Annotated in this window: 16 protein-coding genes; 2 read left to right on the forward strand and 14 right to left on the reverse strand. The window is 44.9% G+C overall.

Features of this window, described 5'->3' with window-relative positions:
- Positions 1–7: 7 nt before the first annotated feature.
- Complete coding sequence (gene yqiS / locus ACTSEZ_RS09895) at positions 8–898, reverse strand: phosphate butyryltransferase (protein ID WP_369734037.1); 891 nt, start codon at positions 896–898, stop codon at positions 8–10.
- Positions 899–1,044: 146 nt separating this feature from the next.
- Complete coding sequence (locus ACTSEZ_RS09900; protein ID WP_369734039.1) at positions 1,045–3,105, reverse strand: sigma 54-interacting transcriptional regulator; 2,061 nt, start codon at positions 3,103–3,105, stop codon at positions 1,045–1,047.
- A 194-nt stretch (positions 3,106–3,299) separates the two neighbouring features.
- On the opposite strand from ACTSEZ_RS09900, the gene ACTSEZ_RS09905 reads away from it, so the two are divergent.
- Positions 3,300–3,530 (forward strand): DUF2627 domain-containing protein, encoded by a 231-nt coding sequence (locus tag ACTSEZ_RS09905; protein ID WP_342823457.1) that lies wholly within the window; start codon positions 3,300–3,302, stop codon positions 3,528–3,530.
- Between the two features lie 323 nt (positions 3,531–3,853).
- Here ACTSEZ_RS09905 and ACTSEZ_RS09910 read toward each other — a convergent pair whose 3' ends face one another.
- Complete coding sequence (locus ACTSEZ_RS09910) at positions 3,854–4,588, reverse strand: glycerophosphodiester phosphodiesterase (protein ID WP_369734041.1); 735 nt, start codon at positions 4,586–4,588, stop codon at positions 3,854–3,856.
- A gap of 42 nt (positions 4,589–4,630) precedes the next feature.
- Between ACTSEZ_RS09910 and ACTSEZ_RS09915 the strand changes: the two genes are divergently transcribed.
- Positions 4,631–4,768 (forward strand): YycC family protein, encoded by a 138-nt coding sequence (locus tag ACTSEZ_RS09915; RefSeq protein ID WP_342823461.1) that lies wholly within the window; start codon positions 4,631–4,633, stop codon positions 4,766–4,768.
- A gap of 68 nt (positions 4,769–4,836) precedes the next feature.
- Here the strand turns inward: ACTSEZ_RS09915 and spo0A are convergent, their stop codons facing one another.
- The 11 genes from spo0A to nusB all read right to left on the reverse strand — a co-directional run bounded on the left by spo0A (position 4,837) and on the right by nusB (position 16,689).
- Entirely contained in the window at positions 4,837–5,625 is a 789-nt protein-coding gene (gene spo0A, locus ACTSEZ_RS09920) for a sporulation transcription factor Spo0A (RefSeq protein ID WP_029279806.1), read from the reverse strand.
- A 303-nt stretch (positions 5,626–5,928) separates the two neighbouring features.
- The gene (gene spoIVB, locus ACTSEZ_RS09925; RefSeq protein ID WP_369734043.1) at positions 5,929–7,218 is read right to left on the reverse strand and encodes a SpoIVB peptidase; all 1,290 of its coding nucleotides are present in this window, start codon (positions 7,216–7,218) and stop codon (positions 5,929–5,931) included.
- 183 nt (positions 7,219–7,401) lie between these two features.
- Complete coding sequence (recN, locus tag ACTSEZ_RS09930) at positions 7,402–9,126, reverse strand: DNA repair protein RecN (RefSeq protein WP_282032897.1); 1,725 nt, start codon at positions 9,124–9,126, stop codon at positions 7,402–7,404.
- A gap of 29 nt (positions 9,127–9,155) precedes the next feature.
- Complete coding sequence (gene ahrC, locus ACTSEZ_RS09935) at positions 9,156–9,605, reverse strand: transcriptional regulator AhrC/ArgR (RefSeq protein ID WP_029279800.1); 450 nt, start codon at positions 9,603–9,605, stop codon at positions 9,156–9,158.
- 181 nt (positions 9,606–9,786) lie between these two features.
- Complete coding sequence (locus ACTSEZ_RS09940) at positions 9,787–10,626, reverse strand: TlyA family RNA methyltransferase (RefSeq protein ID WP_282032898.1); 840 nt, start codon at positions 10,624–10,626, stop codon at positions 9,787–9,789.
- A gap of 3 nt (positions 10,627–10,629) precedes the next feature.
- Positions 10,630–12,522, reverse strand: a complete 1,893-nt coding sequence (gene dxs / locus ACTSEZ_RS09945) for a 1-deoxy-D-xylulose-5-phosphate synthase (protein WP_282032899.1) — start codon at positions 12,520–12,522, stop codon at positions 10,630–10,632.
- Positions 12,523–12,919: 397 nt separating this feature from the next.
- Entirely contained in the window at positions 12,920–13,801 is an 882-nt protein-coding gene (locus ACTSEZ_RS09950) for a polyprenyl synthetase family protein (protein ID WP_369734045.1), read from the reverse strand.
- Entirely contained in the window at positions 13,798–14,031 is a 234-nt protein-coding gene (locus ACTSEZ_RS09955) for an exodeoxyribonuclease VII small subunit (protein ID WP_282032901.1), read from the reverse strand. The genes ACTSEZ_RS09950 and ACTSEZ_RS09955 overlap by 4 nt, the downstream gene beginning before the upstream one ends.
- Positions 14,024–15,376 (reverse strand): exodeoxyribonuclease VII large subunit, encoded by a 1,353-nt coding sequence (xseA, locus tag ACTSEZ_RS09960; RefSeq protein WP_369734046.1) that lies wholly within the window; start codon positions 15,374–15,376, stop codon positions 14,024–14,026. The genes ACTSEZ_RS09955 and xseA overlap by 8 nt, the downstream gene beginning before the upstream one ends.
- 19 nt (positions 15,377–15,395) lie before the next feature.
- A complete protein-coding gene (gene folD / locus ACTSEZ_RS09965) occupies positions 15,396–16,262 on the reverse strand; it encodes a bifunctional methylenetetrahydrofolate dehydrogenase/methenyltetrahydrofolate cyclohydrolase FolD (RefSeq protein ID WP_369734048.1) in 867 nt (288 codons plus the stop codon).
- A gap of 34 nt (positions 16,263–16,296) precedes the next feature.
- Positions 16,297–16,689, reverse strand: coding sequence for a transcription antitermination factor NusB (gene nusB, locus ACTSEZ_RS09970; protein ID WP_369734050.1), 393 nt, complete (start codon positions 16,687–16,689; stop codon positions 16,297–16,299).
- Between the last annotated feature and the right edge of the window lie 332 nt (positions 16,690–17,021).

The following is a 17,021-nucleotide window of genomic DNA, read 5'->3' on the forward strand; positions in this document are numbered from 1 at the left end:
TCTGTTCTCAGCTTGTGCAAATGGCAAGCGCCAGTGAATAAAGCTTGCTTTCAGCTGAATCTGCACGGCTTGTCAGTACGATTGGCGCTTTAGCTCCTGCAATGACAGCCCCAACCTTTGCCCCTGCGAAATAAATAAGTGATTTATATAAAACATTGCCAACTTCAATGGTTGGTACCAATAAAATATCTGCCTGTCCAGCAGCCCCGCTCTTAATGCCCTTATGCTCCGCAGCTTCAATGGAAACGGCGTTATCAAGAGCAAGCGGTCCGTCTACAAGACAATGTTTGATTTGCCCGCGTGCGTTCATCTGCGTTAGTGCAGCAGCATCAAGTGTGGCCTGCATGGCCGGGTTGATGACTTCAACCGCTGCAAGCGGTGCAACTTTCGGCATTTCAATGCCAATTTTCCTTGCTACCGTCACGGAGTTTTCAAGAATCTGCTTTTTTTGCTGAAGATCCGGCGCAACGTTCATAGCAGCATCAGTCACGATGGTGTACCGGTCGTAGCCTGGCACATCAAAAACGGCCACGTGTGAAAGGATGTTTCCCGTGCGGAGACCGAACTCTTTGTTCAGCACAGCCTTTAAAATCACAGCAGTCGGAACATTCCCTTTCATAAGGACATCCGCTTCATTTTGAAAAACGGCTTTAACGGCTGCTTCTGAAGCCTGCTCGGAGGATCTTGCGTGATGGATTGTGACTCTTCTGGAATCCATTTGTTTTTCAAGAAGCATTGTTTCAATGACTTCTTTGTTGCCAAACAGCATAAAATCAGCCATTTCCCGTTCTAGAGCAAGCTTCACAGCTTCAAGAACTTCCTCGTCTTCTGCCGCTGCAACAGCAACGGTTTTATTTTCCAGCTGTGCCGCTTTTTCCAGCAGGTCGTCTAATGTCATGTATCGTTCAACCCTTTCTTGATGTAATCACAGCACCCGATTATTTATAATGCAAGAAGCGTGCCAAATATAAAAACGTGAAACCGCTTCATTTTTCATTTTATTTCTACGCAAAATATTGCATACCACGCAAGATATTGCATGCATTATTTTTCAATTCCGTATTTCTCCATCTTATAATACAGGTTTCTTAATGAAACACCTAATGAAGAAGCGGTTTTTGTCCGGTTATAGCCGTGTTTAATCAGTGCATTCTGTATCAGGTTTTTTTCAACCTCTTCCACAGCTTCGGCTAGCGTGATATTCCCGGAATCTTCTATAAGGACATTCCCGGTATGTCTTTCTTTTTCAGAACTCTGGATTAGTTCAGGGAGATGGAGGGCTGTGATTTTCAGTTCATGATAATGCATAAAGATCATCGCTCTTCCAATAACATTTTCAAGCTCTCTCACATTACCCGGCCAGCTGTATCCCATCAGTGCCTCCGCTGCTGATTCATCAATTCCTTCAATGCTCCGTCCATAATCCTGATTAAGCTTTCTGATCAGATGTTCGGCAAGCATGGGAATGTCACGTTTTCTGTTCCGCAGAGGAGGGATTGATATTGGATACCTGTTTAATCTGTAATACAGATCCTCCCTGAACGTGCCGTCAGACAAGGCTTTTTCAATATTGATGTTCGTTGCGGCGATTACCCTTACATTGATAGAAATCGATTTCGCCGACCCTACTCGGACAATTTCTTTTTCCTGAAGAACGCGCAGCAGCTTGGCCTGTACACTGGCTGACAGTTCACCGATTTCATCAAGGAAGATGCTTCCGTTATTCGCCTCTTCAAAAAACCCACGCTTGCCTCCGCGTTTTGCACCTGAAAATGCTCCTTCTTCGTAGCCGAACAATTCACTTTCAAGCAGGGTTTCTGAAATAGCTGCACAGTTTACTTTAATAAATTTGTTGTATTTTCTGTCGCTCGCATTATGTATAGCGTGTGCAAATAGCTCTTTTCCCGTCCCCGATTCTCCCCTCAGGAGCACGGTTGCAGGTGTTTTTGCCCCAAGCTTTGCCTGTTCAATCGCAAGCTTGATTTCTTCACTTTCTCCGACAATGTCTTCAAAGGAATATTTCGCTTCGAGGGTTCTGATAATCTGCCTTGCCCGGTTTAATTCTGTAGTCAGCGTCTGAATCTCAGACATATCGTGTATGACGCCGACGCTTCCCTTTAATTTGCCGTCAACGATAATCGGGGCCACATTGACGATGACGTCTTTTTTAGAAGGGCCGACTTTCATTCTCGCACCGCGGACAGGCCTTCTTGTCTCAAGTACTTTCATGTGCATGCTTTCACCCTCTGAGATGTCCGCTGTAGCAGGCATTCCGAGGACCTCGCCCTCAGTCAGGCCGGTCATGCGGGAGTAGGCAGGATTAATCATGATGCCTCTCCCTTCTTCGTCCACCACAGAAATCGCTTCATCCGAAGACTGAATAATCGCCTGAAGCATGGTCTGAATTTCTTTCAGGTTCGTCATCTCTTCAGCAAGATTCACAATTTCCGTTATATCTTTAAAAAGCGAAAGCGCACCTATCAGAATGCCAGAGTGATCAAAAATCGGGATTCGGGTTGTAATGATTTTCAGGCCGTTCTCAAGAACCTGCTCCTGGTTCATTTCAACTTCTTTCGTCTGGAGAATTCTCGGCAGTTTGCTTGATGGCATGACTTCCCTGACAAGCCTGCCGATGACATCCTCCTTTTTTAAGCCTGTCATTTCTTCGGCCATTTTATTAAAAAGAATGAGCCTCTCTTTGTCGTCGATGACAATCATGCCGTCATTCGTTGCGTCAAAAATGGTTTCATGCTTATATGTAATTTCTTGAAGAGCTGTAATCAGATCTTCTTTCTGATTAATCAGATTTGTTATGATATGAGCCACGCTGCCCGGTATGATGACTGTGCTCCTGCTTCTTTGCTGAAGCAGTTCTTCAAACACTTCAGAACTCCCCGTTGCTTCTATAACAATGTTAATCTGATCAGACAGAAGCGGCTTCCAGTCTGAGCTGGTCAGAATTCCTATTTTTTTGGCATATTCGATACCCGGTGCGTTTGAATTAATATCAACAACAGCCATAATTTCCATCGCTTTGATCTCAAGCAGCATTTTAAGGAGTGCAGTCCCTCCTTTGCCCGCACCAACCAGCAGCACTTTTTGCATCAATCTATCCCCTTGTTTTTTATTAAATCAAAAAATACTTCATATAAAAAGCCTATCCCATTCCCTCATTAGTGTACTCGAACAGTTCCATTTATGCAAAAAATTGCACGATTTCATCATCCACTTTTGCTCACTTGACAAAAAGGCTCATTCACTTGACAATTTAGAAAGAACAGGGAAAGGACAAGGAAAATATGAGGATAGTTGCTCTGATTATAATGGTCATACCTGGCGTTTTGGCAGGCTATGGCATCAAGCTCATGCGCGATATGCTGTTTGGCATTCTTCAGCCGCCATTTCCGGCATTATGGATGCAGTTCATAGGAGGACTGCTTTTGTTTATAGGAGGCCTAAGCTTTGTCGCAGGATTCATCTTCCGCAGAGACTCAAAGAGGAAAAAGGTTCAGAAGAGGTTTATGAAATAGAAAAGCGGAGCCGACTGTTCAGACCTGACAGGCAGAAAAGAAATCACCGGAAAAGTCCGGGTTTAGACTTTTTCGGGGATTTTGTTCTGACGGAAGGGCTAGGAGGCGGAGCTGGACACCACGAAAAGCGGAATCCTTGTTCAGCTCCGAAGGACAGAAAAGGATTCGACGGAAAAAGCCGGTTTTGCTTTTTGCGGCGAAGCCGTTCTGGCCGAGGAGTTAGGCGATGGAGCTGGACACCACGAAAAGCGAAGCCGACTGTTCATCCCTGACAGGCAGAAAAGCGGAAGCGCCCAGTCAACCTGTGCGCTTCATCCAATGATCTAAGTATTGTTTTGAGAATTTTTTATCCGAACAGCTATTTCAGGGTAATCCGTGAAGAATCCTGCACAGTCGGAATTCATAAGGTCCTTCATCATTTGTTCATCGTTGACCGTATAAGGTCTGACCATGATTCCGTGCGCCTGACTTTCCGCAATCATTGTTTGATCAGCCGATAAATAGTATGGATGCACGGAAGCAGCCGGGATGGTTTTTGCATATTCCCAAGGCTGATACAGCTTTTCATGAATCAGAGCACCTCGTTCAATATGAGGTGAAATGTGATAACATTTTACTAAGCTGTCATGATTAAACGAAGAAAGAATAACGCGGCTCTCTAAGGTGTATTTTTCAATGATGCTGATAACTTTTTCTTCAATTTGCCCGTAATGGATCCGGTCATTTTTTAATTCAATATTCAGCTTAACTTTCAGCGGTCTGATCCATTCAGCCACTTGCTCAAGAGACGGCACAGATGCTTTTCCGCTCCACTCAGGATACAAATAGCACGCATCAAGCTGCTGTAGTTCTGCATACGTCAAATCTTTTACATAGCCGGTGCCGTTTGTGGTTCGGTCTACCGTTTCATCATGGATCACAACAGGAATGCCGTCTTTTGAAAGATGCACATCCAGTTCAATTCCGTCTGCACCAAGGTCAATTGCCGCCTGAAAAGACGGCATCGTATTTTCAGGATGCGTGCCGGCTGCCCCCCGGTGGCCAAATATAATCGTCATTGCTTTCTCACCCGCTTAAAAAAGAATATAGGAGGATTTCCCATGAGACCACTGCCAATTTCAGCTGATACGGCTGTAAAATTAAGCGAAGCACTGAATGTTCCAGTTGAACAGCTGATGCATATGCCTCAGCACATTCTTCTTGCAAAGCTTGCCGAACTCGAGAAAAAAGAGAAATGATGCTTAAATGAAAAGAACCCCTTTCAGGCGAAAGCGGGTTCTTACTTTATTTAAAGCTTCTTTCCCTCTCAGGAAGCCTTATGCTCAAGTCGAAGTTTATCGGCAACCATTGCGATAAATTCTGAATTTGTCGGTTTTGCTTTTGACATGCTCACCGTATAGCCGAAAAGAGATGAGATGGACTCGATATTCCCGCGGCTCCAGGCCACTTCAATCGCATGGCGAATCGCACGCTCGACACGGCTTGCCGTTGTGTTATATTTTTTTGCAATGTCAGGATAGAGAACTTTTGTAATCGAACCGAGAAGCTCAATATCGTTATAAACCATTGAAATGGCTTCCCTTAAGTACAGATACCCTTTAATATGAGCAGGTACACCGATTTCATGAATGATGCTGGTAATGTTCGCATCAAGGTTCTTACCTTTGTTTTCAGGCTGGGATCTGAGTGAGGAACTGGATCTGGAAAGAATAGGAGCCGATTTTCCGCTTACCTGGCGAATGTGGCTGACAAGGTTTTCCATGTCGAACGGTTTTAAGATGAAGTAAGACGCACCAAGGTCGACAGCTTTTTTCGTGACATCTTCCTGTCCGAACGCTGTCAGCATAATGACATTAGGCTGTTTGGATTTTTCCATCTCCCTGACCTTTTCAAGGACAGCAAGACCGTCAAGATGCGGCATAATAATATCCAGTACCAATACATCCGGATCTTTGTCCTTCAGCATGTTCAGGCATTCCTGACCGTTATAGGCAATTCCAAGCACTTCCATGTCATCCTGGCTTGATATAAACTCATCTAAAAGGCCGACCAACTCACGATTATCATCAACGACACATACTTTTATCTTCTTCACTAAAGTTCCTCCTCAGTCTTCATTTCTCCGTCTTAACCCGTTAGCATCTCTATTGTTTATTCTAAATGAGAATTTCGACAATGCAACATAAATTCCTCTAATTATTTTAAAAAATACCAAAAAAATGAAATATCTAAGTTTTTCTCCAGTTTCCTCACATTTTCGACGATTACCGCAACCAATCGCTTCCAAAGTTAAACAGTTTTGTCGAATAATCTTCTTTTCTCTATTTTACCGAAAAAACATGAATAAAGAAAGACATAAAAAAGAGCTGTCAAGAATCACCTCTCAACAGCTGCCCTTTTAGCTTGCTTTCTTTGCACCTTGCGTATAAATATCAATTCCCGCTTCACTCAGCATCCACTCGATATGAACACCATACCCTGAAGTCGGATCGTTTACAAACACGTGTGTAACGGCGCCAATCACTTTGCCATTCTGGATAATCGGACTTCCGCTCATCCCCTGTACAATTCCGCCTGACTTCTCAAGCAGTTTTGGATCTGTAATTTTTATGACCATTCCTTTTATTGCAGGGAACTTCTGAGGAGTGGAACTGACGACTTGTACATCAAATTCCTCTACTCTGTCACCGTCAACAACCGTCAGTATATGCGCAGGACCTTCCTTTACCTCGTTTGAAAGGGCGATTGGCATAGGCTGATCATAAAGACCATTTGTCATGTCTCCGTTCAGTCTGCCGAAAATACCGAATGGACTGTTGCGTGTAATGTCCCCAATAATCTGTCTGTCGCTTGAAAATCTGGCAAGCTTCTCTCCGGGATTTCCGTTGCTTCCCTTTTCAATGGATGTGACAGTCGATCTGACAACCTGTCCGTCCTGAACGACGATTGGTTTTTTTGTATCCATATCTGAGATAACATGTCCTAAAGCACCGTATTTCTTCGATTTAGGATCATAAAAGGTCATCGTCCCGATTCCCGCTGCTGAATCTCTGATATAAAGGCCGATCCGGTATGCGCCTTCATTTTCATCTTTTACCGGAACAAGCTTTGTCTTAAGCTCTTTGTTGTCCCTCGAGATCACTAAGTCAAGAGGCTTGCCGGTCTTTCCTGAATCCTGAATAAACGGTGTCACATCACTCATGCTCTCAACTGTGGTGCCGTTAATTTTCGTAATCATATCCCCGACTTGCACTCCGGCTATTTCTCCGGGAGATTTTTTTCCTGCGGATGTTTTAATTTGATGATGTCCAACAACAAGCACTCCAAGCGAATTCAGTTTTACACCTATTGACTGGCCGCCCGGAATAACTCGGAAATCTTCAAGGACTTTAACGTCCACTTTTTTTATCGGAATGCCGGCAAGGTCAAATACGATTTCTCCGACTCCGCTTTGCCTGCCTTCAATTTGAAGGGATTCACTCCCTGTTTTAATGGAAAATACCTGCTCTGAATCCACAGCGGCTGCATCAGCCTGCAGGGATGTCTGCATTGATAATTGCTGATTTTCAAATACAGTTAAAGAATTTGGCAATAGAATGTATTCTTTAACAGGTTTTACAAATCCTAAACTCATTAAAGAAACAAGGAGAATACAACCAATTATTTTTCTTATTTTATCTGAGCCCAACTATACACACTCTCCTCGCTCCTACCACACCAATACATCGGCTACATTCATTAATTTTGCCTTTTGAAGGAGCATTTATAACTGATATAAAAAGAAAATGTTGCTGTTTTGGCGTATAATGCCGCAGGACGGGACATGAGGTGTTATTTGCAGACAAAAAAATACTGCCGGCGAGGGCAGTATTTAGAAACTCTTAGCGGCTTCTGCAAGAGCAAGCAATTCTTTGGCATGCTGTTTCGTCAAATCCGTTACTTCAACGCCGGCAATCATCCGCCCGACTTCTTTAATTTTTTCTTCCTCAAGAAGAGGTTTGACGCTTGTTTTCGTGCGGCCTTTAACCGTCTCTTTGGAGATGAACAGATGCGTATCTGCCATGGCAGCCACCTGAGGCAGGTGAGTGATGCAGAGCACCTGGGACCCGACAGAGACCTTATAGATCTTTTCTGCGATGGCCTGGGCCACTCTCCCGCTCACTCCAGTATCGACCTCATCAAAGATGATGGACGTCACACCCTGATGCTTGGAGAAAATGCTTTTCATCGCGAGCATGATTCTTGAAAGCTCTCCTCCGGACGCAATTTTGGAAAGCGGCTTAAGGGGTTCACCTGGATTTGTAGATAGATAAAATTCTGTTTCATCTACTCCGTTTTCGGTGAATTTTGCAGGAACACCGTCTATTTGCACACTGTCTGCATGTCCCTTGCGGACGCCGAACACAACTTCAAACTTTGTTTTTTCCATATAAAGTTCTTTAAGCTCCTGCTGGATGTTTTTTATCAGCTCTGCAGCACTTTTTCTGCGGACAGCCGTCAGGTTCTCAGCTTCAATCACCAGATCCTTCGTAACGGAATCAAGTTCGTTTTTCAGTTTATAAAGGTGGCTGTCGCGGTTTTGAATGGTATCAATCTCTTCTTCAATTCCTGCTGCATATTCAAGGATTGCCTCAACACTCTGACCGTATTTTCTCTTCAGATGAGTGATTTCCGCGAGCCTTGCTTCAATTTCATTCAGCCGCTCCGGGTCAAACTCGAGCCTGTCAAGTTCACTGCGGATCTGAAACGACAAATCTTCAAGCATGTAGTAGCAGTTGGAGACGGTTTCTGACATTTCTTTCAATGAGTCATTAATCGAAGACACTTCTTCAAGGTGGCTCATGGAATGGCCGATATAGTCGAGTCCGCGCTGTTCCCCATGAAGCGAATTATAGCTGTTTTGCAGGGATTCATAGACCTTTTCAAAGTTGGAGATTTCATTCTTTTCTTCCATGAGCTGTTCGTCTTCTTTTAGTTTCAAATCAGCTTTTTCAATTTCCTCAAGCTGAAATTGAATCAGATCAAGCCTGTGAGCCATTTCCTGTTCGTTTTCAGAAAGCTGTTTGATTTTCTTTTGCAGCGAAGCATATGTAGTGTATATCTCTCTGTATGACGAAAGGGCATGGTTTATTTTTGACGAGCCGTACTGATCGAGCAGCTTCCAGTGATTTTCTTCATTCATCAGCTCCTGATTATCATGCTGTCCGTGAATATCAATCATGAGCTGGCCGATTTCCCTGAGAATTCCGATGGTCACAAGCTTTCCGTTCACACGGCAAATACTCTTGCCTGCTGCTGAAATATCGCGTCTCAGGACAATCATTCCGTCACTTGTATCGATTCCAAACTCCTGGCATCTTTCAAGGACCGGATGAGCGTCATCATCCAGCAAAAAAAGACCTTCCAGTTCAGCCCTTTTTTCTCCGTAGCGGACAAATTCAGATGACCCTCTTCCTCCAACCAGCAAATGAACGGCATCTATAATAATGGATTTTCCAGCTCCTGTTTCTCCGGTAAGGACCGTAAGCCCTTTTTCAAAAGAGACAGTCAGTGCTTCGATTATGGCAAAGTTCTTTATGGAAAGTTCTGCTAACACAGGGCCGAATCCCCCTTCCATTTCATTCTTTAAAGCATATCCAGGAATCGTTTGGAGATGGTTTCGGTATCATCTGGTGTTCTGCAGATAATTAAGATCGTATCATCTCCGCAGATTGTCCCTAAAATTTCATTCCAATCCAGGTTGTCGATTAGTGCTCCTATGGCATTTGCATTGCCGGGAAGTGTTTTCATGATAATGTTATGGCCTGCTGAATCAATTTTTACAAAGGCATCCATTAGCGCCCGTTTCAGTTTCTGAAGCGGGTTAAAGCGCTGATCTGCAGGAAGGCTGTATTTATAACGCCCATCAAGCATCGGGACCTTTACCAGGTGCAGCTCTTTAATGTCTCTTGAGACTGTAGCCTGAGTGACATTAAAGGCAGCTTCCTTAAGCATGTCCACCAGTTCATCCTGCGTTTCCACTTCATTATGTGTGATCAGCTCGCGGATTTTAATGTGTCGTTGACCTTTATTCATTGGGCACCCCTTGTTAACTGTATGATTATACTGAATATGTTATATGAAATCGCTAAAAATGTACATGTTTTTGTCAGCCTGCATGTTCAGGCGGTTCATTGATTTACTGGTAGTATACTCAGAAATGTCAGAAGCATTTGCATTTCTGCAAGCAGAACAAACAGGAATAACGGCAGCAGCGTTATTCCTGTTCCTGTTTCTTTGTTTTCAGTTCACTGTGGGCTTTTTCGACTACTGCATCAATGCTCTCCGGCAGCCGGTTTTCACCAGGCTGGTCCATGGCGTTCTTCAGATGCAGCAGAAATTCAATGTTTCCGTCTCCGCCTGTGATGGGAGAGTAGGAAAGATTGACACAGTCATAGCCCTCTTTCAGAGCGAATTGGGTAATATCTTCAAGCACCAGTCTGTGTGTTTTCGGTTCTCTGACGATGCCCTTTTTGCCTACAAGCTCTTTGCCAGCTTCAAACTGAGGTTTGACGAGCGCGATGCAGTCTCCCCCTGTGACTAAAATTTTCTTAAGTGCAGGGAGAATCAGCCTCAAAGAAATAAACGACACATCAATGGATGCAACTTCAGGAAGACCTTCAGTAAAATCAGCAGGCTCTGAATAACGGAAATTCGTCCGTTCCATCACCGTCACCCGTTCATCCTGCCGGAGCTTCCATGCAAGCTGGTTATACCCGACATCAAGCGCATAGGAGCTTTTTGCCCCGTTTTGGAGGGCACAGTCTGTAAAACCTCCGGTTGATGATCCGATGTCCAAAAGAATTTTGCCCTCTACCGTTAAGTCAAATTCTCTTAGTGCTTTTTCAAGCTTTAAGCCACCGCGGCTGACGTACGGCATGACATTTCCTTTTACAGTAAGTTTTAGAGAGGTGTCGACCTTTTCACCCGGTTTTTCCACTCTCTCTTCATTTGCATACACAAGCCCTGCCATAATGGCCCGCTTCGCTTTTTCTCTTGTTTCAATTAACCCTCTTTCTACAAGGAGGATATCAATTCTTTCTTTTTTTGAACTCATTCATTAAACCCTTTTCTCTTTCTCTTTTGAAATGCTGATAATCCGGTCTTCTGCATGCGCGGCTGTCATACCGATCTCATCAAGCAGCTTGCCTACACTTCCGTGTTCGATAAAACGATCCGGGATTCCCATTCTGTCAATGACAGCATCTGAATAGCCGTTTTCCTGCGCGAATTCCAGAACGGCACTGCCGAATCCTCCTTGAAGGACAGCTTCTTCTATTGTAAGAACAGGAAGCTTTTCTTCAAAAATCTCTGACAGCATGCTCTCATCAAGAGGCTTGATGAACCTTGCGTTGACCACTCGTACAGACAGGTCTTTTTTGGCGAGGCTTTCAGCAGCTTCAAGAGCCATTTCAATGGTCGTTCCAAAGGTCAGGATCACAGCATCGGTTCCGGGTCTGATTACTTCCCATGTGCCTATTGGAATCTCCTTAAGTTCGGCGTCCATCTTAACTCCGATGCCGTTTCCGCGCGGATATCTCAGGGCAATCGGCCCGTCATTGTATTTGATGGCCGTATTAACCATGTGCTGGCCTTCATTCTCATCTTTTGGCATCATCAGGACAATGTTCGGCAAGTGTCTCAGGAAGGCAATGTCAAAAACACCCTGATGCGTTTCGCCGTCTGCACCAACCAGGCCTGAGCGGTCGATCCCGATAAAAACGTTCAAATTCTGGCGGCAAATATCATGCACGACCTGATCGTACGCTCTTTGAAGGAACGTTGAGTAAATGGCAAGAAACGGCTTCATATCCTGGGCTGCAAGACCTGCGGCCATTGTCGTTGCATGCTGTTCGGCGATGCCAACATCAAACATGCGGTCAGGAAATTCCGCTGCGAACTTCTCAAGCTTTGAGCCGACAGGCATGGCAGGAGTAACGGCAACAATCCGCTTGTCTTCACGAGCAAGTTTGCGCACTGTTTCACTGACTAAAGCGCTCCATGCCGGACCGGCTGCCTCCCCTTTCACAAAGTCGCCTGTTTCAATTTTATACGGTCCTGTTCCATGCCAAGTGCCGATCTTATCGGTTTCAGCAGGCTGATAGCCCTTCCCTTTTTTCGTAATGACGTGCAGCAGCACCGGACCTTTCGTCTTCTTCGCATACTGCAGATTTTCAAAAAGGTCATCATAGTTATGTCCGTCGACAGGACCTAGATAAGTAATGCCGAGCTCCTCGAAAAAGATGCCTGATACAAGCATGTATTTAAGACTGTCTTTCACGCGTTCTGCAGTGGAAGCAAGCTTGCCGCCTACAGCAGGAATTTTCTTCAGGATATATTCGAGTTCATCTTTCACCCATTGATATTTTCCTGCTGTCCGGAGCTTTCCAAGAACGTTGTGCAGAGCACCGACGTTTGGAGCGATGGACATTTCGTTGTCATTCAAGATGATGATCATGTCCTTTTGCTCATGACCGATATGATTCAGGGCCTCAAGTGCCATTCCGCCTGTCAGCGCCCCATCTCCGATAATCGGCACAATGTGATCCTTTGTGCCTTTTAAGTCTCTTGCAATTGCCATTCCCATAGCAGCAGAAAGAGAAGTCGAGCTGTGGCCGGTTTCCCAGACGTCATGCTCGCTTTCGTTGCGTTTTGGGAATCCGCACAATCCCTGGTACTGTCTGATTGTATCGAATTCGCACGCACGGCCTGTCAGAATTTTATGTACATAAGACTGATGGCCAACGTCCCACAGAAATTTATCATTCGGACTGTCGAAGATTTTATGTAGGGCAATTGTCAATTCAACCACACCTAAATTCGGTCCGATGTGCCCTCCTGTTACAGAAAGCTTTTCAATCAAAAATTTGCGGATTTCCGCACCCAGCTGTTCTAGTTCAGGGTTTGAAAGCTTCTTAAGGAAGGACGGGTCTTTAATGGATAATAGATCCAAATGGATCACTCGCTTTCAGTTCATTTTCAAGGTCTTTTGCTAAAAAAGAGCCGCTAACACAGCAAGTGATAACGGCGCCATTGTTTAATTATCGCTTTATTTGCAGTCTTTACCGCGCTGTCTGCTTAAGATATGTATAAAATATGGTGATAGTATACCATACCGTATGAAAAACCTCAATTTGACGTAGGTTTATAACAAAAGCGGAAGCGCCTTGATCAGATCCGGCAGGCAGATTAGAATCCGGCAGAAAAGTCCGGGTTTGACTTTTTTGCCGGATTTGTTCTGACAGAGGATCTAGGCGCTGGAGCTGGACGCGGGTATCTATTACATGGGGTAGACTTTTATAATTTATTGTCCCTGCCCAATAAAAAAACGCGACCTGGCGTCGCGTTTTTTAATGATCTCTTGAAGCAATCAGATCGCAAAGCTCCTCTAAAAGAGACGAATCTATCTTCATTTCTGAAAGGATGCCTTTTGCTTGAGCAATATGGCCTGCAAGCTTTTCTTTTGCCCCCTCGAGGGTGAGAAGAGCAGGATAGGTTGTTTTTTGATTTCCTTCATCTGAACCGACAGGCTTGCCGATCTTTGCCTGCTGTCCTTCAATATCCAGAATATCATCCTGGATTTGAAAAGCGATACCTAAATGATAGGAAAACGTTCTGAGCATTTTTTTTTCATCCGGTTCTGCTTCTGCAAGGATTGCTCCTGCCATGATGGAAAAGCCAAGAAGCTTTGCTGTTTTATGCTCATGTATGTATTCGAGCTCCGTAAGGGAAAGAGTTTTCCCCTCACCCTGCATATCAGCAACCTGCCCTCCAACCATCCCTTCTGCACCCGATGCGCGCACAAGTTCACTGATTAAAGACAGACGCATTTCTGCAGAGATGTCCTGCTGGTCTGATATTACGCCGAAGCTGTGTGTTAATAGACCGTCACCCGCAAGAATCGCCATTGCTTCGCCAAACACTTTATGGTTTGTCGGTTTGCCTCTTCGCAAATCATCATTGTCCATCGCCGGGAGGTCATCATGAATGAGAGAATAAGTATGGATCATCTCCACCGCGCATGCAGCAGGAATGCCCGTTTCTTCTTCTTTGCCGAAAGCTCTGAGAACCGCGAGAACCAGCGCGGGACGCAGACGCTTACCTCCTGCTGTCAGGGAATAGGACATTGCCTCTTTAATAACAGCGGGAGCATGAAGGCTGCTGATGTACTCAGGCAGCCTTGCTTCAATCATTTCTTTTCTCGAAGAAAGAAACTGGCTGAGGTTCATCATTCTTCCTCCTGAAGGTCAAACGGCGCAAGCTCCCCGTCTTCGCGAAGAATCAGATCCATTTGCTTTTCAACCGATTGAAGCTTATCGTGGCAAAGCTTTGACAGCTTCATGCCGTCCTGAAAGTAGGCGATCGCTTTTTCCAGCGGAACATCGCCTTCTTCAAGCTTTTCCACAATTTCCTCAAGCTCTTCCATAGCCTGTTCAAACGTAACCTCTTTTTTTTCACTCATGTGACTTTCGCTCCTCCACTCCTGTGACTTGGCAGATGACTTGTCCGTCCTGCAGATGAATGTTCAGGCCGTCGCCTTTTTTCACCTGCGAAATGCTTTTTACAAGACTGTCATCTTTATAAGCAATACTGTAGCCCCGGTCCATGATTTTAAGGGGGCTGAGTGCATTAAGATTTGCAGCCATTGCCCCGAACGCAGCCTGTTTTTGTCTCAGAATCACAGACATATCACGCGTCATTTTTTTGACAAGCTGCTGGTGGCGTTCTTTTTCGCGGCTGATCTTTTCATCCGGATGAACCCTGAGCAAACGGCTGCTCAATGCTGCAAAACGCTCTTTTTTCATCTGGATGTTGCGGATGCTCTCCTTTTGCAGGGATTCAACGAGAACATCAAGCTGCTGCTCTTTTTGCTGATACAGCTGCTTCGGGTATTTAAACGCATATGATTTCTGGTAATAGGCAAGCTGTTCTTTTTTCGCCGTAAGCTTTTCCTGCATCGCTCTTAAAAGCCTGGTCTTTTTGTTTGCCGTTCTCTCAAGAAGGTCGGCAAAATGGGGAACAGCAAGCTCCGCAGCACCTGTCGGCGTCGGCGCGCGCAAATCTGCTACAAAATCGGCAATTGTGTAATCCGTCTCATGTCCGACAGCCGAGATAATCGGCACTTTCGAGCTGAATATTTCACGCGCGACGATTTCTTCGTTGAACGCCCACAGTTCCTCAATGGAACCTCCGCCCCTGCCTGCAATAATCACATCAAGTGTTCCCAGGCTGTTTGCCTGCCGGATTGCTTTCACAACAGACGGGCCTGCGTTTATTCCCTGTACAAGAGCAGGAATAATGATTACCTTTGCAGACGGGTAGCGGCGTTTGATTGTTGTTAAAATATCACGCACAGCAGCGCCTGTAGGGGATGTAATGACACCTATTTCAGAAGGATATTTCGGTACCTGCTGTTTGTGCCTTTCATCAAAAAGCCCTTCCATTTCAAGCTTCTTTTTCAGCTCTTCATAAGCAAGATACAGACTTCCGATGCCGTCAGGCTGCATTTCTTTTACATAGACCTGATAATTCCCGCTTGGTTCGTACACGGAAATTTCACAGCGCAGCAGCACCTTCATTCCGTTTTCCGGCATGAATTTTAAGGAAGCGTTCTGGCCTGCAAACATAACAGCCGCAATACGCGCTCCCTCATCCTTCAATGTGAAATACATGTGGCCGCGGCTGTGCATTTTAAAGTTGGAAAGCTCGCCTTTGACCCAAATATCCTTTAAATGCGGATCGGCATCAAACTTCCGCTTGATGTATTTTGTAAGGGCGGTTACCGTCACATGTTTGATTTCGCTCATCCGCCTGAACTCCTTTATCTTACTTGGAAAGCTGTTTAACAGCAGATTTTTTGGCTGATTTTACAACGTTATGCGCAAGCATGGTGATTGTCATCGGACCAACGCCGCCTGGAACAGGAGTTATATGGCTGGCTTTGTTCATTGCATCCTCAAAAACAACATCTCCGCACAGCTTTCCGGAGTCGAGTCTGTTGACTCCGACATCAATGACTGCTGCGCCATCTTTAAGATGGTCTCCTGTAATGAAGTTCGCTTTTCCAACAGCAGCAATCAGAATATCTGCCTGTCGGGTCATTTCTTTTAAGTTTGGCGTTCTTGAATGGCAGTACGTTACTGTCGCATGCTCATTAAGCAGCAGGATGCCGGCAGGTTTTCCGACAATGTTGCTTCTTCCGACAACAACGACATGCTTTCCTGAAATTTCAATTCCGGCAGATTTAATCATTTCCACGATTCCTGCAGGGGTACATGGCAGAAAAGTGTCCTGTCCGACCATCATTTGTCCGACATTAAGAGGATGGAATCCGTCAACGTCCTTTTCAGGAGAAATTTTTTCAATGACTGCTTTTTCGCTGATGTGCTCAGGCAGAGGCAGCTGTACAAGTATGCCATGGCAGCTGTCGTCCTCATTGTAGGTATCAATCACATTAAGCAGTTCTTCTTCCGTCATCTTTTCTGAAAAATGCTCAAGTTTAAAAGCAACCCCGATTTCTTCGGACGCTTTCTGTTTTCCTTTAATATAGGAAAGAGATGCGGGGTTGTCACCGACAAGAATAATCGTTAATCCAGGAGTAATTCCCTGTTCTTTTAATCCTTTTACTTCCTCGGCAAGCTGTCTGCGTTTTTCCTGTGCCAATTCTTTTCCGCTGATGATTGAAGCTGTCATTGTTTTGTTCCTCCTCAGGTGGTGTTTGACAGAGTTATCTGTCGAGTGCTGATTTAATGTTTGAGAGGACTCCGTTGATAAATTTCGGCGATTGATCATCCCCGAACGTTTTGGCGAGTTCGATGGCTTCGTCTAGGGTAACGTTAAGAGGAATTTCCTCCTTAAACATCATTTCAAAAACAGCTAAACGAAGAACAGAGCGGTCAACGTTTGCAAGCCGTTCAAGCTTCCAGTTTACGAGGTGAGGCTTAATTTGCTCATCTATTTCTTCTGTATGTTCCACTGTCCCAAGAACGAGTGCCGTCATGAATTCATCCATCTGTTCTCCGTCCAGGGCATGATTCATAGCTTCCTTTGGATCAATCTCGCTTACGTCTATCTGAAAGAGTGCCTGAAGTGCTTTTTCTCTTGCTAATCTTCGTTTCATTCTTACTTGCTCCTTTATGTACAAAAATGTCGAAATGTCATAGAACGATCATACCATATTTTACGGACAGAAGCACACTGCAGTTGTTGTTTTTCGGCCAAATAACGAATAAAAAACTCTCTTGCCTGCGAAATATTCGTACTTAGTGGAATCTTCGATCTATTCAGTCTGGAATATGGCAATTTATTAAATGGCTGCCTGAAGTAATACCCGTTCCCTTTCGCTCCAGTCACTTGCTTTCCGCGGGGAGCGCCTGGAGCCTCCTGATATGAACGAAACTGTCAAGGTTCCTCCCGCACACCGTTTTTTGAACGTCTTTAATAAGAGAAGCG

It is taken from the genome of Metabacillus mesotrionivorans (genome assembly GCF_052171315.1).
Classification (GTDB): Bacteria; Bacillota; Bacilli; order Bacillales; family Bacillaceae; genus Bacillus_P.